The following is a 26,222-nucleotide window of genomic DNA, read 5'->3' as shown; positions in this document are numbered from 1 at the left end:
TGCTCGCTAAGCAAAACCGGCCATAATCAACCGCGGTCCTCACCGGAGGCATACGTTGCGCTGGTCTAGGCTCATTACAGAAACGCTATTAGACTTGCTTAAGCCGATAGGGGAGGGGATCTCTCGAATCCCGATTACATCGGCTCTGACTCAGCGCCCCATTACATCAATGCCATAGCTTCGCTGAACCACCACGCAAGCTTTGGCAATATTAATGATGGGATGAGCGAAAAGTCGGTGTGACGGCAACTGACATACGTGCGCATTGAATACACAATGACGAGCCAAACACGTAGCCAGCTATGCGCCCGGGATAGCGCGCATAGTGTCGTTCGACGATTTGTCGGTGCTGCGCTTGTTTGCATTGTTGCCGACAGGATATCCTGAGCTTCCTGACAACTCACGGCACGCAAATCCTTCCGCATATCTTGTCAAGCTGGCCTGAGGGAACTCTTGCATTCGCCACCTTCTACGATCGGTGAGTCTAGTCCGATCAACGTTCAAAGGCCAGATTGCAACTGCTTCAGCTTCAGTGATTCCAACCCGACACCCAAAGAAAATCAAGCCAGTCAGGACAGTGCGTTAGATTCGAATGAGACTGCTCCGATGAGCGATGGCCGTTCTGAACAGCTTGACAATCTACCTGATTTGTAGACAATAGCCTTGTTCTTGCGAAGGGCTCCCTGATCCGTGCGTATGCCGCGACCCATGCCGTCCCGCTTTTCATGCCGCGAAGCCGCGTCATGTTGCGGCGTACCATGCGGCGCGGGCCGTTAGGGTCATCACGCGCGTTGCCGATAGGCAAGGCCGTCTCGACGTTTAGTTCGGCCGATCGCCTGTCGTGGCCGCTCCCAGCCCTTGCTGGTTGAAAGCCGACGTTCCTTCTGGCGCTGCTCTGCGGCGCTTCCTTGCTTCAAGCTTTTCGGAGTTTCCCATGCCTTCGTCCGTGCTTCGCCTTGTTCTTTTGGCCGGCGTTGTTGGCCTGCCGACCGTTGCCGTCGCGGCGCCTGCGCGCCCCGTTGTGGTGGCCTACCAGACTGGTCCCGATCCGGTTGAGGTCGCGATCGCCAACGGCGCCTTGGCCAGGGCGGTGGGCCGCCCGGTCACGTTCCGGAAGTTCAACTCGGGCGCGGATATCTTCGCCGCCATCGCGTCGGGCGACGTGCAGGTCGGCTATGTCGGCTCGAGCCCCTTCGCGGCGGCGGCCAGCCGCGGCCTCGACATCAAGGCATTCTATGTGTCGTCGATCTCCGGCACCGATGAGGCCCTGGTGGTGCGCAACGGCTCGAACATCGCTGGACCGGCCGACCTCAAGGGCAAGCGCCTGGCGGCCGCCCCGGTGTCCACCGACCATTACCAGCTCCTCGCCACCCTGAAGCAGAACAACATCGCCGAAAAGGACGCCACCGTGTTGGCCCTGGCACAGCCCGAGATCGTGGCGGCGTGGCATCGCGGCGACCTCGACGGCGCCTTCGTCTGGGATCCTGCGCTCAGGGAGCTGAAGAAGACCGGCACGGTATTGTTAACCTCGAAGCAGGTGGCGGAACGCGGCGCCCCGACCTTCAACGCCTGGGTCGCGACCGCGGCTCTCGTCAAAGAGGATCCGGCCTTTCTGACGGCCTTTGCGGGGGAGGTCGCCCGGGAGAACGCGTCCTTCCTGACCGACAAGGCGGCCTGGGATCCCCAATCCGACAACGTGAAAGCCATCGCCAAGCTGCTTGGTGGAACTCCGGAGACCCAGGCGGCCGGGCTCGCGGATCTCAACCTGTTGCCGGCCGCGGCCCAGGCCAGCGAGGCCTGGCTCGGTGGTGGCGACAAGGGCGGTGTTGCCCGCATCCTCAAGGACACGGCCGGTTTCCTGAAGGAGCAAAGAAAGATCACCGCCGTGCGGGACGACTACAACGCCTTCGTGACGGCCGCCTTCGTGGCGCCGCTGTCCAACTGAGCGCCCCGCGCGTCGATCGGACCAAACCATGCTCCAGATCCAGCAGGCGAGCGTCTTCTTCGAGGGTGGGGGCGGGCGCCTCGTCCACGCCCTCGACCGGGTGTCGGTCGACATTGCCGAGAACAGCATCGTGGTGGCGCTCGGCGCCAGCGGTTGCGGGAAGTCGACGTTGTTGAACGCCATCGCGGGCTTCATGCCGCTGAGCGAGGGCGCCATCCTGCTCGATGGCGTGCCGGTCACCCGCCCCGGGGCCGACCGCGGCGTGGTGTTCCAGAAGGATGCCTTGCTGCCCTGGCGTAATGTCGTCGACAACGTGGCGCTGGGGCTCGAGTATGCCGGCATCGGGCGGCGTGAGCGGCGCGAGCGCGCCCGAGCGATCCTGCGCCTGGTGCATCTGGCGGATTTCGCCGAGGCCGAACCGCATCAGCTGTCGGGCGGCATGCGGCAGCGCGTCGGCCTCGCTCGCGCGCTCGCCACCGACCCCAAGGTGCTGCTGATGGACGAGCCCTTCGGGGCGCTCGACAGCCTGACCCGCGAACAGATGCAGGCGCTGTTGATCGAGATCTGGGCCAAGACCGCGAAACAGATCTTCTTCATCACCCACTCGATCGAGGAAGCGATCCTGCTCGGCACCACGGTGCTGGTGATGTCGCCGCGGCCCGGCCGGGTGGTCGAGCGACGCGAGCTCGATTATGTGCGCAGACTGGCCGGCGGCGACACGGTCGACGCCATCCGGGCCGAGCCCGGCTTCGTGCGGCTGCACGAGGACCTGCGCCGCGTGCTGCATGCCGGCGATGCCGCCGGGCGGCTGCAATGAGCGTGACCGTCAGCGATGCCCGCGTGTCGGCCCCGCCCGGGCCACCCCCGAGGCTGGTGCGCCCGCGCCACCATGGTCTCGCCGGTCGCTCCACTTGGCCGATCAGCCTGCTCAGTATCGTGGTGCTGGGGGCCGCCTGGGAGCTCGTATCCCGCTACGGGCTGGTGACGCCCTTGTTCCTGCCCTCGCCAGGGGATGTGGGAACGCAGCTGATCGCGGTGGCGACCGAAGGCTACGCCAATGCCACTCTGGCCGAACATCTCGCGGCCAGCCTCGGCCGCATCGTCTCGGCCTTGCTGATCGCCGCCGCGATGGCCATTCCCCTCGGCCTCGCCATGGGGCTCAGCCGCTGGGCCAAGGGCGTCGCCGATCCGATCATCGAATTCTACTGGCCGCTGCCGCCGCTCGCCTACCTGCCGTTGATGATCATCTGGCTCGGTATCGGCGAAACCTCCAAGGTGACGCTGCTCACCCTGGCGATGTTCGCGCCCATCTGTCTTTCGGCCCAGGCCGGCGTGCGTGGCCTGTCGGCCGAACGCATCAATGCCGCTCTGACGCTCGGCGGCACGCGGTTGCAGGTGTTCCGCACCGTTGTGCTGCCGGGGGCGCTGCCGGACATCCTCACCGGCCTGCGCATCGCCATCGGGGTCGGCTGGTCGACCCTGGTGGCGGCCGAACTCATCGCCGCCACACGCGGCATCGGCTTCATGATCATGTCGGCCGCGCAGTTCCTGGCCACCGACGTGGTGTTCGTCGGTATCGGCGTCATCGCGGCTTTCGCGTTCTTGTTTTCCCTCGGCATGCGCCTGCTCGAGCGCTGGCTGGTGCCTTGGCACGGGCGCGGCTGAGCGAACCCTTGTTCCATCCTGTTTCGGAGTTCATGACCATGACCACGCTGACCCGCCGCGCCGCCCTGCTGGCCGGCCTCGCCCTGACGACGGCGCTGCCCATCGCCTCTGCCCGGGCGGCCGATACCGTTCGCGTCGGCATCATGAGCGCCGAGGACGAGGACATCTGGGCGGTGGTGAAGACCGAGGCCGCCAAGCACGGCCTCGATCTCAAGCTCGTGGTGTTCAACGATTACACCCAGCCCAACGAGGCGCTGGAGAACGGCGAGCTCGAGGCCAATGCCTTCCAGCACAAGCCCTACCTCGACAACCAGATCAAGACGCGCGGCTACCACATCGTGCCGGTGGGCTATACGGCGGTGTGGCCGATCGGGCTTTATTCCCACACGGTGAAGACCGTCGCCGATCTGCCGAAAGGCGCTGTGATCGGCATCCCGAACGATCCCAGCAACGAGGGCCGGGCGCTGCGCCTGCTGGAACGGCAGGGCCTCCTCACGCTGAAGCCCGAAGCCGGCATCCTGGCCACCACGACCGATATCGTCGACAATCCGAAGAACCTGCAGGTGAAGGAGCTCGATGCCGGCATCGTCGGCCGCTCCATCGACGATCTCGGGGCCGCCGTGGTCAACACCGATTGGGCGTTGAAGTCGAACCTCACGCCCGCCGACCGCATCGCGACCGAACCGGTGGCCGACAACCCCTACCGCAACTTCATCGCCGTCAAGGCCGGCCACGAGAATGACCCCTGGGTCAAGACCCTGGTGGCCGCCTATCAGAGCGATGCCGTGCGGGACAGCCTGAAGACGGTCTACAAGGGCTCGGCGATGGCGGCATGGTGAGGCCCTTGGCGCGGCGCTTCGGGACGCGGAGCCGCCGATGACGCTCGCGTTCAGTGATCTCGAAGACGCTACGTCAGGGCTCCTTGTGGCGGCCGCACCCGCTTGCGAAGCCGCCCCTAAGGCAGCGCCGACGCCGCTCGTGCGCCTCACCGACGTGCGCAAGCGGTTCGGCGCCCTCCAGGCGCTCGACGGCATCTCGCTCGAGGTCGCGGCGGGCGAGATCCTGGGCATCATCGGCCGCAGCGGCGCCGGCAAGTCGACGCTGATCCGATGCTTGAACGGCCTGGAGCGCCCCGACGGTGGCACCGTCGAGGTCTTGGGGCAAAACCTCGCGAACCTGCGCGAAGCCGCGCTGCGCCGCTTGCGCGGCCGGGTCGGGATGATCTTCCAGCACTTCAACCTGCTGTCGGCCAAGACGGTGGCCGGCAATGTGGCGCTGCCGCTGCGGATCGCCGGCGTCGACCAAGCGAAGCGCCGGGCCAGGGTGGCGGACCTGCTTGCCCTAGTCGGGCTCGACGGCAAGGCCGACAGCTATCCGGCGCAACTGTCGGGCGGCCAGAAGCAGCGCGTCGGCATCGCCCGCGCGCTTGCGGCCGACCCGGCGCTGCTCCTGTCCGACGAGGCCACCTCGGCACTCGACCCCGAAACCACGGCCGCGATCCTGCAGCTGTTGCGCGACATCAACCGCCAGCTCGGCCTCACCGTAGTAATGATCACCCACGAGATGAGCGTCGTTCGGGCGGTGTGCCGGCGCGTCCTGGTGCTGGAACGCGGCACCGTCATCGAGCAGGGCCGCACCGCGGAAATCTTCGCGCGGCCGCGCACCGAGCTCACCCGACGGCTGATCGCCTCCGCCCAGCATGCGCCCGAAGCGGTGCCGGCCGAGCGGCTCGAGCCGAGCTACCGCCCCGGCCTATATGCGATCCTACGGGTGGTGGCGCAGGGCACAGCCGCGACGCGACCGCTCGTCGGCGCCCTGGCGGGCCATGCGGGCGTCGAGCCGTTGGTGCTCCGCGCCGAGATCGACCGCGTCGGGACCGAGCCGGTGGCGACGCTGGTTCTGGCCGTGCCGGACGGCACCCCCGAGCGCCTCGCCGCCCTGCAGGCCGGCGCGGGCTCGCTTTTCTCCAGCCTGGAGGTGCTCGGCTATGCCGCTGATCCCGTATGACCACCTGCTCCAGGCCTTCTGGGAAACCGTGACCATGACGGCGGTGTCGGGCGCGATCTCGTTCGTGCTCGGGCTCCCGCTCGGCCTCGTGCTGCTCAACACGGCGCCGGGCGGCCTGTGGGCCCATGCCTCGCTCAACCGGGGGCTCGGCGCGATCGTCAACGCGTTCCGGTCGCTACCCTTCATCATCCTGCTGGTGGCGCTGATCCCGTTGACGCGGCTGATCGTCGGCACCTCGATCGGCACCGCGGCCGCCATCGTGCCGCTGTCGATCGCCGCGATCCCGTATTATGCCCGGGTTGCCGAAGTGTCGCTGCGCGAGGTCGACCGGGGTCTTGTCGAAGCCGTGCGGGCCATGGGCGGCAGCCAGCTCACCGTCATGCGCGAGGTGCTGATCCCCGAGGCGTTGCCGAGCCTCGTGTCCGGCTTTACGGTGACGCTGGTGCTGCTCATCGGCGCCTCCGCGATGGCGGGTGCGGTCGGGGCCGGCGGCCTTGGCGACCTCGCGATCCGCTATGGCTATCAGCGCTTCAACACCCCCGTCATGGTGGCCGTCATCGTCGTGCTGATCCTGCTGGTGGCGGCCATCCAGGCCGGCGGCGACCGACTGGCCCGCCGCGTCGACCATCGCTGAAGCCACGACGTCGTCGGACCACCCAGCCATGCAGACGCTCGGTGCGGCCCGGGAGGCTCGATCAGCCCGGTTCGCCGCTGCCCTGGCGAAGCACCTGCAGCGCCACGACCGACCCATCAAGGCCGATCAGCGCCGCGTCGATCGGCGGCACGACGCCCTCCGGGCACGCGATCGCGACCGCGAGGCGACTGCCCGCCTCGGGTTCGAACAAGGCAAAATGCCACAGGGAGGCCGCATCGCAGCCAGGGCGCAGGCCGATGCTCCCGGGGTGTCGCAGGTCGAAGGACGCGGATGCGAGGTCGATCGCGACGCCGAGGCCCTGCGCCTTCCCGTAGGCTTCCTTCAGGGTCCAGAAGTCGAGGAAGCGTGTGCCGCGGTCGCGTTCCGTCAGCCCGGACAACTGCGCCCGCTCGTCGGCGGAGCACACGGTGCCGGCCACCGCGGTGACATCGAAATCGACGCGGCCCTCTACATCGAGGCCGAGCGCCCCGCTGGGCGCGACCGCGCAGCCGACCAGCCCCTTGCCGTGGCTGAGGCTGAACACCGGGGGAGGATGCCCGTCCGACCCCGGACGGACGAAAGGCTTTCCCGCGGCCACGCGGTCGAAACGCCAGCCGTCCGGCGACACCGCCGACGCCTCAGTGCTCAACATGCGTCGTGCGAGCGCATGGGCCGCGATGAAGTCGCGCCGATCCGTCGCGAAGCGCAGGCGCGCGGCTGCATGTCGCTCGTCGTCGTCCAGCAGGGCGAGGTCCCGGTCGGTTTCGGCGGCCCCGAGCCCGGCCGTGATGCGGCAACGCAGAGCGATCGGTCGCTGCTCACCCACGGTTCATCGCTCCCGAGCTCCGACCACCATTATGATCCCGCGCGGAACACGATGGCCCACGGCGCCGAGACTGCCACGCGGGGCCACATGGTCAACAGGCACGAGCCGTGCCGCTTGCCGGTGCGCGGGTGCGCGGGTTCGCGGCATCGGCGCGCTTTCATGCCGGGGCGCGCCCCTATAGGCAGGAAGGTGGCGCCCCGGACAGACCTGCCGACGCTGCCGATCCCCGGGGCCGCACACGCCCCCAAACGCTTGAGGACCGCCATGCATCATCGGGAACGCGCCGGCGCGCTCGCCACCGTTTGGGCCCTGTGCGGGCTGGCCATGCCTGCGCTGGCGCAGGACGCCGGTCCGACCCTCGAGGCGATCGTCGCCGGGTCGCAGCGCAGCACCGCAAACCTGGCGCGTGACCGCGACCGCCACCCGCTGGCCGACCTCCGTTTCCTCGGCATCCGGCCCACCGACACGGTGGTCGAGGTCCTGCCGGGCGGCGCCGGCTACTGGACCGAGATCCTGGGCCCATACTTGCGGCCGCAGGGCCGCTATGTCGCGGCCAACCCGCCGTCGTCCGACACCTCGGCCGAGGCCGTCGGCGGCAATCAGCTGTTCGCAGCCAAGCTCGCGGCCGACCCGGCGGATTACGATCGGGTGGTCGTGGCCGCCTTCGATCCGCCGCGCGACCTCGTGGCGCCCGGCAGCGCCGATGCGGTGCTGACCTTCCGCAACGTCCATAACTGGATGGCGTCCGGCACCGCCGATGCGGTGTTCTCCAGCTTCTTCCGCGCCCTGAAGCCCGGCGGCACGCTTGGCGTCGAGGAACATCGCGGCACGGACGACCGGCCCCAGGACCCGCAGGCGAAGAGCGGCTACGTGCGGGAGGATGTCGTGATCGGTCTGGCCGAGAAAGCCGGGTTCCGGCTCGCGGCGCGCTCGGACCTCAATGCCAATCCGCGGGACACCAAGGACTACCCCGACGGCGTCTGGACCCTGCCACCGACGTATCGGCTGAAGGACCAGGACCGGGCCCGTTATGCGGCGATCGGCGAAAGCGACCGCATGTTGTTGAAATTCGTCAAGCCGCAGCCATAAGGGCTCGGGCCAGCGAAGAAAGGAACACGAACCATGTTGCCGATCGGAAGCATCGCGCCGGACTTTTCCGCCGAGACCACGCAGGGGCCCATCCGGTTCCACGACTGGCTCGGGGCGGATTGGGCCATCCTGTTCTCCCACCCGAAAACCTTTACGCCGGTCTGCACCACCGAACTCGGGGCCGTGGCCCGGCTGCTGCCGGAGTTCCAGGCCCGCCACACCAAGGTGATCGGCCTGTCGGTCGACCCGGTCGAGGCGCATGAGCGCTGGGCCGCCGATATCGCCGCCACGCAGGGCCACGCCGTCACCTATCCGCTGATCGGCGACGCGGACCTCGCCGTGTCGAAACTCTACGGCATGCTGCCGGCCGACACCCCCGGCTCGGCGGAAGGCCGCACGCCCGCCGCCAACGCCACGGTGCGGACGGTCTTCATCATCGGTCCCGACAAGGTCATCAAGCTGGCGCTCGCTTATCCGATGACCACGGGCCGCAACTTCGACGAGATCCTGCGGGCCCTCGATTCCTTGCAGCTCACCAGCGCCCACAAGGTGGCGACGCCGGCCGACTGGCGCCCTGGCGACAAGGTCATCATCGCGGGCTCGGTCAGCGACGCCCAGGCGAAGGAGCTATACCCGGCCGGCTTCGAGGCGGCCGTGCCTTACCTGCGGATCGTGCCGCAGCCGCGCTGACCCCTCGGGCGGCGGTCGCGCAAGACCGCCGTCCCCCGCACCGCGGGGTGTTGGATCAAACCGACCGCCTCCAAAACCTCACGAAATCTTGAACTGCACTAATTCTGATCTGTTACCCATCGCGTAACAGGCCGTCGCAAACGCCGCCGCGCTCCGCCCTGGCGCTTGAGTTCAACGGCCCCGATGCCCTATCGCCGCAGGATCAACTTCGATCCAAGGCGAACCATTTGATGACGAAGCCGGCATCCCCGGGCCGCGTGCGGCGTACCCATGCGCGGACGGGACAGGATCCCGCAGTCCGCAGGCACGCGGCGCTCTACCGCTGCGGCTTGATGCTGCTGCCCGCGCTTGCGGCCGCGCCTGCCTCGGCGCAAACCGCCGCCCCGGCGCAGGTGCAGCTCGACGCCATCGACGTCGAGGGCGCGGCCAAGCCGGAATCCGGCACGGGGCCGATCAACGGCTATGTGGCGTCGCAAAGCACGGCCGGCACCAAATCATCCACGCCGCTGAACCGTACGCCGCAGTCGATCTCGGTGATCGGCACGCGGCAGATCGAAGACCAGAAGCCCGATTCCATCGAGCAGGCGTTGCGCTATTCGCCGGGCGCCGTGCAGCAGTTCGGCTTCGATCCGCGGACCGACTTCATCCTGATCCGGGGCTTCTCGGCCGAGCAGATCGGCTATTACCTCGATAACCTGCAGCTCTTCTCGAACGCCTTCGCAAGCTACAAGCTCGACCCCTGGAACCTCGAGCGCATCGAGGTCGTCGAAGGCCCTTCGTCGGTGCTCTACGGCGGCGGCAGCCCGGGCGGCCTCGTCAACGCGGTCAGCAAGCTGCCGACCTTCACGACCTTCGGGGTCGTGGAAGCGGGCGTCAACAATTTCGGCAACGCTTACGGGGCGGTCGACATCGGCGGCGTGGCGGGTGACCGGAACCAGTGGGCCTATCGCTTCGTCAGCGACGGTCACATCGGCGACACCCAGGTCAAGCACACGGAGGACGACCACGCCCTGGTGGCCCCGAGCCTGACCTACCGCCCGGATGCCGCGACCGCGCTGACGCTGCTCGGGCAATACCAGCGCGACTGGACCAACAACCCCAACTTCCTGCCCTATGAGGGAACCGTGAAGGCGGCGCCTTATGGCCGCATTCCGACGAACCTGTTCACCAGCGAGCCCAGCGTCGACACGTTCGAACGCGAGCAGTCGATGGTCGGCACGCGGTTCGAGTCGGCCCTGACCCCCTTCTTCACGGTGCGGCAGAATTTTCGCTTCAGCCACCTGAACGTGCTGGAATCGTCACTCTACGGCGGGGGATACGCCAATGGGGCGGCCAGCGCGGAACTAGCCCGCTACCAGTTCCTCACCCAGCCCTATGCCAATCAGGTGTCGGTCGACAACCAGGCCGAAACGCGTTTCGCCACGGGAGCGCTGCAGCACGACCTGCTGCTCGGCCTCGACTACAAGCACTACTTCCTGCACGACGATCAGGCCTTCGCGTTCGGGTCGAACCTCAATCTGGTGAACCCGTTCTACACGCCGACGACGCTCAACACCTTCCGGTACAACGACAATAACCAAACGGTCGACCAGACCGGCCTTTATGGGCAGGACCAGATCAGCTTCGACCGGCTGACCGTGGTGGGCGCCGTGCGGGAAGACTTCGTCAGCACCGATCAGAAGAGCCGTTCGACCGGCACCGGCTTCACCAGCAACCCGGATGCCACGACCGGCAAAGTCGGCGTCATCTACAACCTCGATAACGGCATCGCGCCTTACGTCAGCTATGCCACCTCGTTCAATCCGGTGATCGGCACCAACACGGCGACAAACCTGCCGTTGGTTCCCGAAACCGGCGAGCAGGAGGAGGTCGGCGTCAAGTACCAGTCGCCGAGCCTGCCCATCACGGCCCGCATCGCGCTGTTCAACCTGACCCGCGACAACGTGTCGACCACCGATCCCCTCAACGTGCAGAACACGATCCAGACCGGCCAGGTGCGGTCACGCGGCCTCGAACTTTCGGCTCAGGCCAACCTCACGGACGGCCTCAGCCTGATCGGCGCCTACACGGCCTATGACCTCGAGGTCACCAAGGATCTCAACACCGCGATCATCGGCAATGTTCTGACCGCGACGCCGCAGCAGTTCGGCTCCTTGTGGCTCGACTACACCTTGCAGGACGGTTACCTGCGCGGCCTGGGGTTCGGGGCCGGCGTCCGCTACGTCGGCCATTCCTTCGCCGACCAGGCCAACAGCCTCGAAGTGCCGAGCTATGTGCTGGGCGACGCCGCCATCCATTACGACACCGGCCACTGGCGCGCCGCCGTCAACCTGCAGAACATCGCCGACACCACCTATGTGTCGAGCTGCAGCTCGGGTTCGGCCTGCTTCTACGGCGATCGCCGCAAGATCATCGGCACGCTGGCCTATAAATGGTGAGCCGATCCGCCTTCTGAGGGCGTCGATCATCGCGGCCGGCGTCCCTCGACGCTGGCCGATCTGTTCTTTACACATACGGGATGGAGGCAAGCACCAGCACCCCGGTCCAGGCGCAGGATCTCGACGGTCTCACCTCGCGGGAGATCGATGAGCTTCGCGATTGCGTCTTCAAGGTCGATGTCGCCGGCCGCCTCGTCTGGTGCAATGCTGCCGCGCGGCAGCTTTGTGGCCTTCCCGAGGCCGATCTCGGGGCCATCGACTTCTTCGCGCAATTGATCCCGGCGGCCCGTCAGCCGGCTTTCCTGGGGCGCTTCAGGGCAGGGCTGCGACGTGGCGTGCTCGATGCCCGCTTTCCGTTTCTTTTCGGCTTCGAGCCGCCCATCCGGGCGCAGGTCGCCTTGCTGGATTCCGCCACGCCCGGCCATTATTGGATCGTCTTCGAGGCGGTGGTGGCCCTTGCGGCCACGCGGCAGCGGCATGCCGCCCTCGCCAGCGAGGCCGCCCAGGTGACGGTGGAGCGCAGGAGCCGGGCCGAACCGATCGACGCCGGCGTTTGCGAACGCGAGCCGATCCATATCCCCGGCGCCATCCAGCCTTATGCCAACCTGCTGGTGCTCGATCCAGGCGCGCTTCGGATCACGGCCTTCAGCGACGGCTGCCTCGCTTTGTTCGGTCGCGATGGTGCCGAGTTGATCGGAGGCGCGGCCGAAGCCGTGCTTCCAATGGATCTGCTCGTGCCCCTGCGGGCGGCCCTCGCCGATGAAGCGCTGGCGACGCCGGGACGGCCTTGGCGCCGGATCGCCCGGCTCGGGGGCGACACCGAGCCGTTCCTGGTGTCCGCGCACCGGCACGACGATGCCGTGATGATCGAGTTCGAGATGGCGCCCGACCGCGCCGACGATTACGGCCCCGCGACCGCACTCGACGCCCAGGAGGCCGTGACCCGCATCCGCGCCGCTGCGGATCTGACCGAGGCCGCAACCGCCTGCGCCGACGAGGTGCGGGCCATGACGGGCTTCGAGCGCGTGCTGGTCTACCGGTTCGATGTCGACTGGAACGGCGAAGCCATTGCAGAAAGCTTGGTGGCCGACTACCCGTCGCTGCTCGGGTTGCGGTTCCCGGCTTCCGATATCCCGGCCCAGGCCCGCGCGCTCTACACCAAGGCGCCGGCCCGCTTCGTGGTGGATCGCGACGCCACGCCGGCCGCCGTGCTGGCCGCACCGGCGGCCGCCAACCAGGCCGTCGACCTCACCTTCGTGCCGTCGCGCGCCTTGTCGCCGATCCACCTCGAATATCAGCGCAACCTCGGCGTCAACGGCTCCATGTCGGTGTCGATCCTCGATGGGGGCCGGCTTTGGGGCCTGGTGATCGGCCACCATCGCCAGCCCCATTACGTGGCGCCGGAAACCCGGGCCTTTGCGGCCCTGGTGACGGACGGCTTCGCGCTGCGGCTGCACGAGCTCGAAAGCCGCAAGGCCTGGGCCGAGCAGCAGGCGGCGCTCGAGGTGCAGAACACCTTGTTGCGACGGTTGGCCGGCCATGAGGATTTCGTTGCGGCCTTGAGCGTGGCCGGCGCCGGCGCCACGCTGCGCGACCTCGTCGAGGCGACGGGCGCCGCGGTCGTCAGCGCCGACCGGGTCGCGACCGTGGGGATGGCCCCGCCGGCCGACGCCCTGCAGGCGCTCGCGGCCTGGTTGCGGCAGACCCTGCCGGAGCATCAGACCATTTTCGCGACGGCCGACCTGTCGGAACATTGGGCACCCTCGACGCCGCTGCGCGGCCAGATGTCGGGGCTGCTGGCCGTGTTCGTCGGGGCTGAGCGCCAGCACCTCCTGCTCTGGTTCCGGCCGGAGGTGACCGCCACCGTGGTCTGGGGCGGCGACCCCCGCAAGACCGTGTTGTCCGAGGTCGGCAGCAGCGTCGTGCTGCCGCGTCGCTCCTTCGAGCGCTGGGTCGAGGAACGGCGGGGACAGGCGGAGGCGTGGGCGTCCTGGCAGGTGTCGGCCGCCGAGGCGCTGGCGGTCGCCATCGAGGGCGTGGTGCTGCGACAAGGGCGCAAGATCGCCGAATTGTCGTCGAAGCAGCAGGAACTCACCTATGCGCTCGAACAGCGCGAAATCCTGGCCCGCGAGATCGACCACCGGGTGAAGAACTCGCTGCAGATCGTCGCCGGCGTCATGCTGATGCAGGCGCGGAGCATCGAGGATGTGGCCGCCAAGGCGGCGTTCCAGGACACCTACACGCGGGTGATGAGCGTGGCGCGCGTGCATGACGCCCTGCAGCACGCCCATGATGCCGAAACGGTCGACCTCGGTGAAACCCTGCGGCTGCTCTGCGGCGACATCGCGGCCAGCCTTTCGGACACGGCCGACCGCCTGAGCGTGGCGGCCGACCCGGGGGTGATGGTGCCGAGCCGCACCGCCGTGGCGTTGTCGCTGATTGCCACCGAGCTGATCACCAACGCCTTCAAATACGCCTATGCGCCCGGCGTGCCGGGACCGGTCGAGGTTCGGGTGGAGCCGCGCGGCGCAGGCGGCCTGCGCCTCAGCGTCGGGGATCGCGGACGCGGCCTGCCGGCCGATTGGGAAGCCGGCCCGCGCAAGCGCGGCGGCCTCGGGATGCGGGTCATCCGGGCCATGCTGGCCCGCATCGATGCCGAGATGAGCGTCGAAGCCGATGACGGCGCCGGAACCCGCTTCGTCATCGTGGCTTGAGGCGGACACCCATGATGACTGGACCCAGCAGCATGCCGTTCGAACCCAAGCGACTGACCGAGCTCGCCCATGGCGGCGGCTGCGGCTGCAAGCTGGCGCCGTCCGTGTTGCGGACGTTGTTGGCCGATCAACCGCTCGCGGCTGCCTTTCCGCAGTTGCTCGTCGGCACCGAAACGGCCGACGACGCCGCCGTCTGGCAGATCGACGCCGACACCTGCGTGATCGCCACCACGGACTTCTTCATGCCCATGGTGGACGACCCGCGCGACTTCGGCCGCATCGCGGCCACCAACGCGCTGTCGGACATTTATGCGATGGGTGGCAAACCCATCATGGCGCTGGCGATCCTCGGCATGCCGATCGACAAGCTGCCCCCTGAGACGATCCGCGCCATCCTGCAGGGGGGCGCCTCGATCTGCGCCGAGGCCGGCATCCCGGTGGCGGGCGGCCACTCGATCGATGCCCCGGAGCCGATCTATGGCCTCGCGGTGATCGGGATTTGCCGTCCCGACCAGGTGCGTCGCAATGCCGGCGCCCGACCGGGCGACGCACTGATCCTCACCAAAGGGCTCGGCGTCGGCATCTATTCGGCGGCCATCAAGCGCGGGGCGCTGTCGCCTGACGCCTATGCCGAGATGATCGCCTCGACGACGCTGCTGAACCGCATCGGCGCGGAACTCGCGGCCGACCCGGACGTGCATGGGCTGACGGATGTCACCGGGTTCGGCCTGCTGGGCCATGCGCTCGAGATGGCGCGTGGCGCAGCCTTGCATTTGACGATCGAGGCCGACGCGGTGCCGCTGCTGCGCGACGCGGCGGCGCTGGCGGCCGACGGCTTCGTGACCGGTGCCTCCGAGCGCAACTGGCAAAGCTACGGCGAAGCCGTAGTGCTGCCCGACGTTTGGCCTGACTGGCGCCGCAAGCTGCTCACCGATCCGCAAACCTCCGGCGGCCTGCTGGTGTCCTGCGCGCCCGAGGCTGCGGCTGCGCTGGTGGACCGCATGCGCGCCGCCGGCTATCCGATGGCTGCCCGGATCGGCACCGCCGTCGCAGGGCCGGCGCAGGTCACCGTGCTGGCCGGAACCGCGCCGCCGGACGCTCGTTGACGTCCCGAAGGACACGCCGCATGACCCGTATTTGCCCCCTCGCAGCCAGCCTCCTGCTCGGCTTCCTGTCCGGCCCCGCCCTGGCCCAGAGCCCACCCGCTTCGCCCGCCGGCAAGCCCCAAAGCGACTGCGCCAACGCGGCCGCCACCTTGACGCCCGCGACTCAGACGGCTCCAGCGGCTGCCGACGGCACCGCGCCCGGCAATGCCGGATCGACGGGATGGAGCGGCGGCACCGGTGGGTCGTATCTCGGCACCACGCCGGCCGGCGCCAGCAAGGACTCGAAAACGTGGCAGCCCGCTACGGCACGCGGGCTCGATCCGCTGGCACCCCAGGCGCCCGTGCCAAAGGCCTGCTAAGGCCGGGATCGCTTCAGAAAACCGTCAGTGGGGCTTCATGGCTTCGAGCGAAAGCCGTAAGCCGTTGTCGTTGAAGAACTCGCCTTCGCGGATGAGGAGCCGGTCCTCGTTCAGTTTGCCCACGAGCGCCGCGAGCCGGCCGCGGGCGATGGCATCCGCCACCAGCCCCTCCCGTCCGGCGCGAAACAGCGCGGCACCCGTCCACGCGACGCCGGCGCCATCGAACAGCGCCGCCATGGCGGGCCATCGTGTTTCATCGCCCATGACGTGCAGATAGGCCGAGCGCAGCAGGTCGATCCTGGTTTCGCCGATGTGGACCAGCACGAACAACAGCGTGAACGGCCCCGCCTCGGCGAAGGTCGTCACCAGCCATTCGTCGAAGTCGGTCGGCAAGGAGGCCGTCATGGCGTCTCGAAACATCGTGGCGGAAGAGAATGGGAGTCGAACCCACCCGGGACAGTCTCGCTGCCCCACCCGGATTTGAAGTCCGGACGCCCCACCGGAGACGATTCTCTTCCCTAAGGCCTGATTGCGGTCGCCGGTCCGAACAGGTCGAGCCGGTGCGGGTTGATACGGCGCAGATCACCCCGCCGCAAGGTCAGACCATGGCGGTCGAAGAAGTCGAGGATCTGGATCGCTACCTTGCGGCCGTTGTCCATGCGGTCGCGGAACTCCGCCGCCGTGAAGGTGCCGCCTGTCGCCTCTGCGGCGACGTCCCGCGCCAGCAGGGCCATCTCGGCCGTGACGCTGCGCAAAAAGAAGTGGTCATGCGCCACCTGATCGACGCGCCCGAGCCGGCCGCAGGCTTTCAGCAGACGGCGGAGGTCGGGCTCCGGTGCATCGAGCGCGCCCGCGAGGTCGCGCACCCGTGGCGGCCGGAACCGGGCCAGCCCATCGCCGGCCAGCAGCGGCGCCACGCGGTGCCACAGGGTCTCGTCGGCTTCCGACAAGCGCACCGCATGGCCGGGCAGGCGCACGAAGGCGCCTTCGAGCACGATCGCGCCGGCGTCGGCTTGCCGCTCCAGCGCCAGCCGAAAGGCCTCGGCGGGCAGGCGGGGCTCGAGTTTCAGGCGCAGGCGCTCGCGGCCCAGGCCCTGCAGATCGGCATGCTCGGCATGAAACGTCGCGAGCTCAGTGGCCAGCTGATGGGCGAAGCGCTCCCAGGCGGCGGTGCCGAGCGCCAGGCGGGTTGCGCCGGCCGGCAGCATCGTGCCGGCTCGGTCTTCGAGCGCACGCGCCTGGGCGTCACCCATCGCATGGTCGCGCCCGAAGGCTGCGGCATCGACCCAGAAGGGGTGCAGGGTCAACAAGGTCGCAAAGGCCGTCGCCGGGTCGTCGGCCCGCAAGGCGTCGAGCTGCGCCAGGCGCTCGGGGGTGCGGCGTTTGCGGGCCGGCGGCCGCAGGTCGAGCAACCGGCCGCCGCCCATCGTGCGCTGGGCCGACACGTCGCGGATAACGAAGCGGTCGCCCACCGTCGCCGCGACCGGGCGGTCGAGCACCAGTTGCACGGGTCTTTCGCGCCCGGGCGCCACCGGCCCGTCGAGCGGCACGATGCGGACGCCAACCTCTGTGCTGCCGAGGTGCAGCCGCGCCGGAAACCAGGGTCCGATCGGCTTGGTTTCGCCGGGCAGCAGCCGCAGGGTGGCATCGATGCGCTCGGTCGGGGCGTGCAGGCCGGGCGTCAACACCACGTCGCCGCGCGCGATGGCATCCTTGCCGACGGCCTCGCCGGCAAGGTTGAGGGCGCAGCGCTGCCCTGCCATGCCGCGGTCGGCTGGGCGGTTCTGGGCGTGAATCGACCGCACCCGCGCCGGCAGGCCGGATGGGCTCACCACAACGCGATCCCCGACGTTCACCGTGCCAGACAATACCGTGCCGGTCACCACCACCCCGGCGCCGGCCAGCGTGAAGCAGCGATCGACCGCGAGCCGGAAGGCGCCATCGGGAGCCGCTGCGGCGGTGTCGCGCTCGGCCTCGGCCAACCGCTGCCGCAGCGCCTCGACGCCTTCTCCGGTGATGGTCGAAACGGGCACCACCGTGGCGCCGCGCAGGCCCGTCGGGGCCAGCAGCGCCGCGATCTCGGCCTCGACGGCGGCGCGGCGCGCGGCGTCGGCGAGGTCTGCCTTGCTGAGCGCCACGACGCCGCGGCGGATGCCGAGAAGGTCGAGGATCGCCACATGCTCGCGCGTTTGCGGCATGACGCCGTCGTCGGCCGCCACCACCAGCAGCGCCAGGTCGATGCCGCTGGCACCTGCCAGCATGGTGTGGACGAAGCGCTCGTGGCCCGGCACGTCGACGAAGCCGGTGATCCGGTCATCGGCAAGCGGCTGATACGCGAAGCCAAGGTCGATCGTGATGCCGCGCGCTTTCTCTTCTTTCAGGCGGTCGGCATCGACGCCGGTCAGCGCTTTCACCAGGGCCGTCTTGCCGTGATCGATATGGCCGGCAGTCCCGACGATCATGCGGCAGGCCTCGGGGGCACGAGTGGTGACGCGGCGCGGCGTTCAGCGTCGGCGATGGCGTCTGACGTCAGAGCGCCCCGGGCCGCCGGCAGAAAGGGATGCGCCAAGGCGCTGCCGCCCGCGACGGCGCGCAGCAGCCAGGCCAGGGCGGTTGTGGCGTCCCGGCTGACGCCGTTGCCGAGCAGGTAGGCCGCGCCCAGCATGGCCTGCCCGTCGGCATCGCCCGCTTCGGCGCCGCGTCGCCACCAGGAGGCCGCCGCTGTGGCGTCCCGCGGTACCCCGATGGCGTTGTGGTGCAGCATGCCGAGCCGCGTCATGGCGGCCGCGACCCCGCCCGCGGCGGCTTTCTCGGCCCAATGGCGCGCGGCGGCGGGATCGGCCGGCATCACCTCGCCCTCGAGCAGCATCCAGCTCAGCATGTCCTGGGCCGGCGCGTCGCCTTGTTGGGCGGCTTGACGGTAGAGCTCGGCCGCGCGGGCAAAATCGGTGGCGGTGCCTTCGCCCCGGAAATGCAGGGCGGCGCAATTGCGTTGCCCGACGGGATCGCCGTTGTCGGCCGCGAGGGTCAGCCAGCGTAGCGCCAGGGCGGGATCGCGCGCCACCCCGAGCCCCTCGGCGAAACAAGCCCCGATGTTGGATTGCGCCCGCGCCACGCCGGCCCGGGCCAGCGGCTCCCAGAGTGCCAACGCGGCCGCGTGGTCGCCCGCCTCCGAGGCGGCGCGGGCGTCGGCCAGGACGGCGGCCGTGTCGGGCGCGCGACCGCGCAAGCGATCAAGCCAAGCCATGGCAGGGCTCCCGGCGTGGCGCAGAGCCGAAGGCCATCGGTCGAACGGGACCCTTGCCTGGACCGACCGAGCCGCACAGGGCACGGACGCAGGGCTCAAACGATCGAAGTTCCGCCCCGCTCATCGCGGCAACGCCCGCAGGCTGGCCAGCAACCCCGCCTCGTCCTCCAGGCAACGCAAGTCGAGCACCAGCGCGTCGTCGGCGATGTGGCCGAGGACCGGGCGGGGCAGGGCGCGGAGGTCGGCGGCCAGGCGCGCCAATGCGGTGCCGCCGCCCGCGGCGAGCCGCAGCCCGGCGCTCGGCAGCGTATCGATCGGCAGGGCGCCGGAGCCGATCTGGCTGCGGCAGGCACAAACCTCGACCGTGGCGCGGCTGCCGAGCGCTTCCGCGACCGGTGCCGCGAGCCGCTGGCTCAAGGCGAGGATCTCCGGTTGCTTGCGGGCGAGCAGCCGCAGGGTCGGCAGCCGTTCGGCCAGCCGCTCGGGGTCGCGGTAGAGTTTCAGGGTCGCGACGAGCGCGGCGATGCGGATCTTGTCGACCCGCAGGGCGCGCTTCAAAGGGTTGCGGTTGACGGCCGCGACCAGATCCTTGCGGCCGACGATGAAGCCGGCCTGCGGGCCGCCAAGCAGCTTGTCGCCCGAGAAGGTGACGAGGTCGGCGCCCTCCAGCACCGTGTCGCGCACGGTGGGCTCACGCTTGAGGCCCCAACGCGACAGATCGACGAGGGTGCCCGAGCCGAGGTCGTTCAACAACGGCACGCCGCCCTCGTGCGCCAGCGCCGCGAGGTCGCGGTTCTCCACTTCGGCGGTAAATCCCTCGATGCGATAGTTCGACGGGTGCACCTTGAGGATCAATCCGGTCTCGGGCCGCAGCGCCGCGCGGTAATCTTTCGGGTGTGTGCGATTGGTGGTGCCGACCTCGACGAGCCGCACGCCGGCGCGCTGCATGATGTCCGGCATCCGGAAGGCGCCGCCAATCTCGATCAACTCGCCGCGCGAGACGATCGCCTCGCGGCCGGCCCCGAGCGCGTTCAAGGCGATCAGCACCGCGGCCGCGTTATTGTTGACGAGCGTCGCGTCTTCGGCGCCGGTCAACTCGCACAACAGCACCCGCAGGTGATCGTCGCGTTCGCCGCGCCGGCCGGTGTCGAGGTCAAGCTCGAGTGCGGCCGCCTCGCGCATGGCCGCGGTCGCGGCCTCGATGGCGGCTTCGGCCAGGAGCGCGCGGCCGAGATTGGTGTGCAGCACCGTGCCGGTGAGGTTGAACAGCGGGCGCAGATTGGAGCGGTCGGCGGCTTCGAGGGCCAGCAGGGCCTGGGCGATGAGCCCTTCGGGCAGCGGGGCGGGCTGGCCGGCCCGGATGGCGTCCCGGGCATCGTCGAGGGTGCGGCGGACCGCCATGGCGGTCGCGGCATGGCCGAACCGCTCGCAGGCCGCCGCGAGCGCGGTTGTCCGCAGCAGTTGATCGACCGAGGGCAGGGCGCGGAGCGCGGCATGATCGGGCATCAGCCGATCCTCGCGTCCTTGTGGCGCGTGGCGCTTTGTTGAGGCGCTGCGATCACCACCTCAATATCCCAGCAGATAGGGGTTGAAGCCGGCACGGCGGTAGGCGGTGTCGTGCATCAACAGGTCGAGCCCGAGGCTGCCGATGTCGTCGGCAAGCGGCTCCAAGGTCGGATTGCGGTTCTGGTACAGGATCTTCAGCCAGCTATGGCAGATGTCGCAGACCTCCGCCTTGATTGTCGCATCCTCGTCTGCATCCCCGGCTTCCCGGTAGCCGATCCCCTGGGTGGAGCCGCAGGCGAGGCATTTCACCCGCACTTCGTTCCATTGCATGGCGCAGCAGGCGCAAACGGCATAGCGCGCCCCATCGGCGCCCATGAACCCCACCACCACGGAAGCGAGCGGCGGGCCGCCGCAGGCCGGGCACACCCCGGTCGCCACCGGGCTGAGGGCCTTGGGGTCGAGCGTCGCGGCGACGCTCGCGGCCAGCACCTGTGTGCCGGCGGCAATGAAAAGGTGCGCCGCGAGGCTGTCGAACGGGATCGCATCGGCCAGGACGTTGCGGGCCATGCCGGCCAGGGTCGCGGCATCGGCATTTTTCGCGGCCAGCAAGGCCGCCTGGGCCGGGGCCGGCATGTCGAGCGTGCTGGCGGCGTCGAACAAAGCATCGAGCACGAGCGACAGGTCGGGGTCGTCGGCAAGTGTGCGGCGATCGATCGGCGGCATGGCGGCCGCGCGAGCGCGCTCGATCTGCGCGGACGCGACCGGCGTCACCTCGAGCCGGTCCGCGATGTTGGCCTGGATGCCGGCGACGGCGCCGAGGAAGTCGAGGTAAGGCGCCAGCGCGTGCCCGGGCGCCAAGGCCCCGAAGCGGTCGGCCCGCCGCGCGAACAGGCGACGTGGGTCGGGCGCCTGGACGTAGGGTGGTTTGGCGATGCCACCGATGGCGGTAGGGTCGGCCTGAAAGGGGTTTGGATCAGCCATGTCGCCTCGCGGGCCGCACGGGCCACGGATGGTAATGGGCGCCCGCCTCGCGGGTGCGAGGGAGGCGCCGCTATTCCGCCGGATCGATGCGACGCGCGCCGACCATCTGCTTCAGCCATTTGCGGTGATGCCGGTAAGCCCAGCCGCCCGTCACCGAGCCGCGCGTCATGGCCCGCAGCGTGCCGCGCGTCCAGATGCCGGCATAAAGATGCAGGATGAAGACGCAGATGATCAGCACGGCGAAGATCGCATGCACCAGGATAGCGACCCGCTTGACCGGGATCGCGGTGGCATCGGCGAAATACTGGTCCCAGATGATGACACCCGAAACGATCAGCGCGAGGATCAAGCCCGACATCGCCCAGAAGATGAACTTCTGCCCGGCATTATACTTGCCGAGTTCCGGCAGCTTGTCCTCGTTCTGGGCCACCACGTCCTTCAGATGCGAAACCCAGACCACGTCGGTGCGGGTCGGCAGATTGGCACGCCACAGCTGGAAGAAGAACACGAAGAACGAGAAGAACAACACCACTCCGATCCAGGGGTGGATGAAGCGCGTCCATTGCCCGCCGCCGAACAAAGCGGTGAGCGGGAAGAACACGGGGTAGAACAGCGCGAGGCCCGAGATCGACAGCAGGATCAGGCTGGCCGCGATGATCCAATGGTTGGCGCGGGCGGCCGGGCCGTAGCGGTTCACCCTGATCGGGTCGCCGCGATGGATACGGTCGCCGGGTTGCAGGCGTTCGGCCTCCATCAGGGGTGGTGCTCCTCAGCGGCTGGCTTGCCGTCGACGATGCGCTCGGCGTTCTCTTCGTCGGCGCGTGTCACGCGGTTGGCGCGACCCAGGATGCCGTGCAGGAAGCTGCCGGCAGCCGCGAGCCCCATGACCGCAAGACCCGCATATTTGGTCATGCCCTTCCAGGTCTCGACGACGGCCGAGATGTGCGGGTCGTCCGGCAGGTCGGCGTAGATCCCCGGTTTGTCGTTATGGTGCAGCACGTACATCACGTGGGTGCCGCCGACGCCCGGCGGATCGTAGAGACCCGCATTGCTGTAGCCGCGCGACTTCAGGTCCTTGATGCGCTCTTCGGCATGGATCTTCATGTCGGCCTTGGTGCCGAAGGTGATCGCCTTGGTGGGGCAGGCCTTGGCGCAGGCCGGGCCCTGGCCGACCGCGACACGGTCCGAGCAGAGGGTGCACTTGTAGGCCTTGTGATCGGTCTTCGACAGGCGCGGGATGTTGAAGGGGCAGCCCTTCACGCAATACCCGCAGCCGATGCAGTTCTCGTGGACGAAATCCACGATGCCGTTGGTATATTGCACGATGGCGCCGGGCGACGGGCAGGCCTTCAGGCAGCCCGGGTCGGAGCAATGCATGCAGCCGTCCTTGCGGATCAGCCATTCGAGGTTGTCGGTCTCGGGGTTCACCCATTCGGTGAACCGCATCAGCGTGTACATCTCGGACGTGAGGTCGTGCGGGTTCGTGTAGACGCCGACGTTCTCGCCTACGCCTGGGCTCGTGTCGTTCCACTCGATGCAGGCCGACTGGCAGGCCTTGCAGCCGATGCACTTCGACACGTCGATGAGCTTGGCGACCTCCGTCAGCTGACGCTCGGGCGGCGGCAGCGACGAGGTGGCCGAGCGGCGCACCATGTCGCGCTCGGTCAGGTTGGTTTCCATCGCCTGCACAGGCGGGTTGGCGGCCGCCGTGCGGGGGCTGTCGGGGCGCATCATCGAAGAACTCCCTCGATGCTTATTCCGGGGCGGCGAAGCCGAACCTGGAACCGGTGTGCAGCATTCGATCGTCGCCGAAGCTCCCCGGTTCCGGATCTCCGCTTCGCTGCGTCTGGAATGAAGGCATGGTTCAACCGGGCCACCCTCATGCCACGGCCTCGTTGGGTGGCGTGGTGGGTTCGATGTTCACCAGGAAGGCTTTCGACTCGGGCGTCTCGATATTGGCGTCGCCCACGAAGGGCACCAGGGAGTTCGGTCCCCAGCCCTTCTTGGCGGCGCCGACGAAGCCCCAATGCAACGGGATGCCGACCACATGGACGGCCTTGCCGTCGCACATGAGCGGGCGGATGCGCTTGGTCACCACGGCCTTCGCTTTGATGGAACCGCGCTTCGACCACACCCGCACCCAGCCGCCGAGGGTGATGTTGCGCAACGCCGCGAGCTCTTCCGAGATCTCGACGAAGAACTCGGGCTGCAAGGCCGCATTCACCCGGTTGTGCTTGGTCCAGTAGTGGAAATGCTCGGTCAACCGGTAGGAGGTCGCCGCAAAGGGGAACTCCGCCGAGGTGCCGAATTGCGCCACGTCGTTCTGGAACACGCGCGACACCGGGTTGCCGCGGATCTTCGGGTTGATCGGGTTGTCGATCGGCGACTCGAAAGGCTCGTAATGGGCCGGGAAGGGCCCATCGCGCATCAAACCGCGCACGAAGAGGCGCGACACCCCTTCCTGGTTCATGATGAAGGGACCGACGTCCTGCGGCTTCGCGGTCGGAGCGATGTCGGGCACATCGTATCCCGACCATTTCGACCCGTCCCACTCGATGATCTTGCGGCTCGGATCCCAGGGCTTGCCGTTGATGTCGCAGGAGGCGCGGTTGTAGAGCGTCCTGCGGTTCAGCGGCCAGGCGAAGGTCCAGCCCAGATAGGCGCCGGTGTCGCCGGGATCGTGGTTGTCGCGCCGGGCCATGTTGTTGCCCTGCTCGTTGAAGTTGCCGGAATAGATCCAGCAGCCCGACAGGGTGGTGCCGTCGTCGCGCAACTGCGAGAAGTTCAGCACCTGCTTGCCGGCCGCCAGCACCAGCTTGGTCGGGTCGGCCGCATCATGCAGGTCCGCCAGCGCGCGGCCGTTGATTTCGCGCGCCAGTTCTTCCGGCGTCGGCTCCGTCGGGTCCTTGTAGTCCCAGGCGAGGTTGAGGATCGGGTCCGGGAAGGCGCCGCCCTCCTTGCGGTACAGCTCGCGCAGGCGAACGAAGATCTGCCCCATGATCCAGGTGTCGTGCTGCGCCTCGCCGGGCGGCGTGCCGCCGGCCCAGTGCCATTGCAGCCAACGGCCCGAATTGGCGAGCGACCCTTCCTCCTCGGCGAAGCAGGTGGTCGGCAGCTGGATCACCTCGGTCTGGATCGCCGCCGTGTCGACGTCGTTATATTCGCCGTGGTTCTCCCAGAAGCGTGCCGTTTCGGTCTGCAGCGGGTCCATGGTGGCGAGCCACTTCAGCTTCGACAGCGCCGAGGTGATCTTGCCCCGGTTCGGGAAGGCCAGCAGCGGATTGAAGCCCTGGCAGAAGTAGCCGTTGACCTTGCCGTCGTTCATCATCTCGAAGATGCGCAACACGTCGTAGGACGGCACGTCGAGCTTCGGCAGGTAGTTGTAGGCCCAATCGTTGTCGGCCCGCGCCGCATCGCCCCACATGGCTTTCTGGAAGCTGACGAAGAACTTCTTGTAGTTCTGCCAATAGCTCGTCTGGCCGGGCCGCAGCGGCTTGAACTGCCGCGTCGACATGTAGGTGCCGAAGTCGGGCTCGATCTCGGTCGGGATATTGAGGTAGCCCGGGATCAGGTTCGACATCAGCCCGAGGTCGGTCAGGCCCTGGATGTTGGAATGTCCGCGCAGCGCGTTCATGCCGCCACCCTGCACGCCGATGTTGCCGAGCAGCAGCTGCAGCATCGCCATGCCGCGGATGTTCTGGGCCCCATGCGAATGCTGGGTCCAGCCGAGCGCGTAAAGCGACGTCATCGTCTTGGTCGGGGACGAGCACTCGCCGATCATCTGGCAGATGGTCAGGAACTTGTCCTTCGGCGTGCCGCAAACCCGCTCGACGAACTCGGGCGTGTAGCGGTCGACGTGCTCTTTCAGCAGGTTCCAGACGCAGCGCGGATGCTGGAGCGTCGGGTCCACCACGGCGAAGCCGTCGGGGCCGATCTCGTAGTCCCAGGTGGTGCGGTCGTAGTCGCGCTTTTCCGCGTCATAGCCCGTGAAGAGGCCGTCCTGATAACCGAACCCCTCCTTCACCAGATACGACATGTTGGTGTAGTTCTTGGCGTATTCCCACTGGATCTTGCCATTTTCCATGCAGTAGCGGATCACGCCGTTGAGGAACGTGATGTCCGAGCCCTGCCGGATGGGCGCGTAAAGGTCTGCCACCGAAGCCGTGCGCGTGTAGCGCGGATCGACGACGATCAGCTTGGCGCCCCGGTTGGCCTTCGCCTCCGTGACCCATTTGAAACCACACGGGTGTGCTTCCGCCGCATTGCCGCCCATCACGATCACGAGATCCGTGTTCTTGATGTCGGTCCATGCGTTGGTCATCGCACCACGGCCGAAAGTCGGGCCCAAACTGGACACCGTAGGGCCGTGTCAGACGCGCGCTTGGTTATCGAACGCGACGATCCCGGTCGACCGCACGACCTTGTAGGTCGCATAGGCCGTCTCGTTGGTGGTGGCGGAGGCCGCCAGGAAGCCGACGCTGGTCCAACGGTTGACCGGCGTGCCCTTGGCGTTCTGCGCAATGAAATTCGCGTCGCGATCGTCCTTCATGTGGCGGGCGATCTTGTCGAGCGCCACATCCCAGGACACGCGTTCGAAGCTGCCCTGGCCCGGCTTGCGGATCATCGGATGCGTCAACCGCGTCGGCGCGTGGATGAAGTCCTTCAGCGCCGCGCCCTTGGGGCACAGCGTGCCCCGGTTGGTCGGGTGGTCGACGTCGCCCTCGATATGGACGATTTCGGCCTGCTCACCCTTCCGAAGGTCGCCCTTCGAATACATGATGATGCCGCAGGCGACCGAGCAGTAGGGGCAGGTGTTGCGGGTTTCCACCGTGGTGGTCAGCTTGAACGGCCGTACATGGGCCATCACCGCCGCTTCCGCCGCGCCGAAGCCCATGGCCCCGAGCGTCGTCCCTGCCGCACCCACGCCCGCAGCCTTCAAGAAGCTGCGCCGCGAGAGCTCCATATTCATGGCAACCCTCCTGCACGCGACCCGGATCACATATCCGTGCTGGCCG

At 68.2% G+C, this 26,222-nt stretch carries 21 protein-coding genes and 1 tRNA gene; 12 read left to right on the top strand and 10 right to left on the bottom strand.

Annotated features, from left to right (window positions below; genetic code table 11):
• The first annotated feature begins 934 nt into the window (after positions 1-934).
• Genes tauA through P7D22_RS10175 form a run of 6 tightly spaced genes read left to right on the top strand, consistent with a single transcriptional unit; the run spans position 935 to position 6,251 of the window.
• Positions 935-1,945, top strand: a complete 1,011-nt coding sequence (tauA, locus tag P7D22_RS10200) for a taurine ABC transporter substrate-binding protein (protein WP_319934119.1) — start codon at positions 935-937, stop codon at positions 1,943-1,945.
• Positions 1,946-1,973: 28 nt separating this feature from the next.
• The gene (locus tag P7D22_RS10195) at positions 1,974-2,762 is read left to right on the top strand and encodes a taurine ABC transporter ATP-binding protein (protein ID WP_319934118.1); all 789 of its coding nucleotides are present in this window, start codon (positions 1,974-1,976) and stop codon (positions 2,760-2,762) included.
• Positions 2,759-3,610: an ABC transporter permease subunit gene (locus tag P7D22_RS10190; RefSeq protein WP_319934117.1), complete on the top strand. Its 852-nt coding sequence runs from the start codon at positions 2,759-2,761 to the stop codon at positions 3,608-3,610. The genes P7D22_RS10195 and P7D22_RS10190 overlap by 4 nt, the downstream gene beginning before the upstream one ends.
• Positions 3,611-3,648: 38 nt before the next feature.
• Positions 3,649-4,449, top strand: a complete 801-nt coding sequence (locus P7D22_RS10185) for a MetQ/NlpA family ABC transporter substrate-binding protein (RefSeq protein ID WP_319934116.1) — start codon at positions 3,649-3,651, stop codon at positions 4,447-4,449.
• Between the two features lie 37 nt (positions 4,450-4,486).
• Entirely contained in the window at positions 4,487-5,617 is a 1,131-nt protein-coding gene (locus P7D22_RS10180; protein ID WP_319934115.1) for a methionine ABC transporter ATP-binding protein, read from the top strand.
• Positions 5,598-6,251: a methionine ABC transporter permease gene (locus tag P7D22_RS10175; protein ID WP_319934114.1), complete on the top strand. Its 654-nt coding sequence runs from the start codon at positions 5,598-5,600 to the stop codon at positions 6,249-6,251. The genes P7D22_RS10180 and P7D22_RS10175 overlap by 20 nt, the downstream gene beginning before the upstream one ends.
• 61 nt (positions 6,252-6,312) lie before the next feature.
• Here P7D22_RS10175 and P7D22_RS10170 read toward each other — a convergent pair whose 3' ends face one another.
• A complete protein-coding gene (locus tag P7D22_RS10170; RefSeq protein ID WP_319934113.1) occupies positions 6,313-7,077 on the bottom strand; it encodes a 4'-phosphopantetheinyl transferase family protein in 765 nt (254 codons plus the stop codon).
• A gap of 264 nt (positions 7,078-7,341) precedes the next feature.
• On the opposite strand from P7D22_RS10170, the gene P7D22_RS10165 reads away from it, so the two are divergent.
• The 6 genes from P7D22_RS10165 to P7D22_RS10140 all read left to right on the top strand — a co-directional run bounded on the left by P7D22_RS10165 (position 7,342) and on the right by P7D22_RS10140 (position 15,473).
• The gene (locus P7D22_RS10165) at positions 7,342-8,166 is read left to right on the top strand and encodes a class I SAM-dependent methyltransferase (protein ID WP_319934112.1); all 825 of its coding nucleotides are present in this window, start codon (positions 7,342-7,344) and stop codon (positions 8,164-8,166) included.
• Positions 8,167-8,199: 33 nt separating this feature from the next.
• Complete coding sequence (locus P7D22_RS10160; protein ID WP_319934111.1) at positions 8,200-8,856, top strand: peroxiredoxin; 657 nt, start codon at positions 8,200-8,202, stop codon at positions 8,854-8,856.
• A gap of 230 nt (positions 8,857-9,086) precedes the next feature.
• Positions 9,087-11,294 carry a TonB-dependent siderophore receptor gene (locus P7D22_RS10155; RefSeq protein WP_319934110.1) on the top strand — a complete coding sequence of 736 codons (2,208 nt, stop codon included), beginning with the start codon at positions 9,087-9,089 and terminating at the stop codon, positions 11,292-11,294.
• Positions 11,295-11,374: 80 nt separating this feature from the next.
• Positions 11,375-14,008, top strand: coding sequence for a histidine kinase dimerization/phosphoacceptor domain -containing protein (locus P7D22_RS10150; protein WP_319934109.1), 2,634 nt, complete (start codon positions 11,375-11,377; stop codon positions 14,006-14,008).
• 32 nt (positions 14,009-14,040) lie between these two features.
• Positions 14,041-15,114: a selenide, water dikinase SelD gene (selD, locus tag P7D22_RS10145; RefSeq protein WP_319934108.1), complete on the top strand. Its 1,074-nt coding sequence runs from the start codon at positions 14,041-14,043 to the stop codon at positions 15,112-15,114.
• Between the two features lie 20 nt (positions 15,115-15,134).
• Entirely contained in the window at positions 15,135-15,473 is a 339-nt protein-coding gene (locus P7D22_RS10140) for a hypothetical protein (RefSeq protein ID WP_319934107.1), read from the top strand.
• A 24-nt stretch (positions 15,474-15,497) separates the two neighbouring features.
• Here P7D22_RS10140 and P7D22_RS10135 read toward each other — a convergent pair whose 3' ends face one another.
• The 9 genes from P7D22_RS10135 to fdnG all read right to left on the bottom strand — a co-directional run bounded on the left by P7D22_RS10135 (position 15,498) and on the right by fdnG (position 26,176).
• On the bottom strand, positions 15,498-15,878 hold the full coding sequence (locus tag P7D22_RS10135; RefSeq protein WP_319934106.1) for a hypothetical protein: 381 nt from the start codon (positions 15,876-15,878) through the stop codon (positions 15,498-15,500).
• 17 nt (positions 15,879-15,895) lie between these two features.
• Positions 15,896-15,991: transfer RNA gene (locus P7D22_RS10130), tRNA-Sec, on the bottom strand.
• Positions 15,992-17,935 (bottom strand): selenocysteine-specific translation elongation factor, encoded by a 1,944-nt coding sequence (selB, locus tag P7D22_RS10125; RefSeq protein WP_319934105.1) that lies wholly within the window; start codon positions 17,933-17,935, stop codon positions 15,992-15,994.
• Complete coding sequence (locus tag P7D22_RS10120; protein WP_319934104.1) at positions 17,932-18,720, bottom strand: tetratricopeptide repeat protein; 789 nt, start codon at positions 18,718-18,720, stop codon at positions 17,932-17,934. Before P7D22_RS10120 ends, selB begins: the two co-directional genes overlap by 4 nt.
• Before the next feature lie 120 nt (positions 18,721-18,840).
• Complete coding sequence (selA, locus tag P7D22_RS10115) at positions 18,841-20,226, bottom strand: L-seryl-tRNA(Sec) selenium transferase (RefSeq protein ID WP_319934103.1); 1,386 nt, start codon at positions 20,224-20,226, stop codon at positions 18,841-18,843.
• A 60-nt stretch (positions 20,227-20,286) separates the two neighbouring features.
• Positions 20,287-21,207: a formate dehydrogenase accessory protein FdhE gene (fdhE, locus tag P7D22_RS10110; RefSeq protein ID WP_319934102.1), complete on the bottom strand. Its 921-nt coding sequence runs from the start codon at positions 21,205-21,207 to the stop codon at positions 20,287-20,289.
• Between the two features lie 70 nt (positions 21,208-21,277).
• Positions 21,278-21,961 (bottom strand): formate dehydrogenase subunit gamma, encoded by a 684-nt coding sequence (locus P7D22_RS10105; RefSeq protein ID WP_442916071.1) that lies wholly within the window; start codon positions 21,959-21,961, stop codon positions 21,278-21,280.
• Positions 21,961-22,941, bottom strand: a complete 981-nt coding sequence (gene fdxH, locus P7D22_RS10100; protein WP_319934101.1) for a formate dehydrogenase subunit beta — start codon at positions 22,939-22,941, stop codon at positions 21,961-21,963. Before fdxH ends, P7D22_RS10105 begins: the two co-directional genes overlap by 1 nt.
• Before the next feature lie 145 nt (positions 22,942-23,086).
• Entirely contained in the window at positions 23,087-26,176 is a 3,090-nt protein-coding gene (fdnG, locus tag P7D22_RS10095; RefSeq protein WP_319934100.1) for a formate dehydrogenase-N subunit alpha, read from the bottom strand.
• Positions 26,177-26,222: the final 46 nt, after the last annotated feature.

The organism is Lichenihabitans sp. Uapishka_5 (assembly GCF_033947565.1).
GTDB lineage: Bacteria > Pseudomonadota > Alphaproteobacteria > Rhizobiales > Beijerinckiaceae > Lichenihabitans.
The sequence above is the reverse complement of the archived record's forward strand: the minus strand, read 5'-3'. Positions and strand labels throughout refer to the sequence as shown.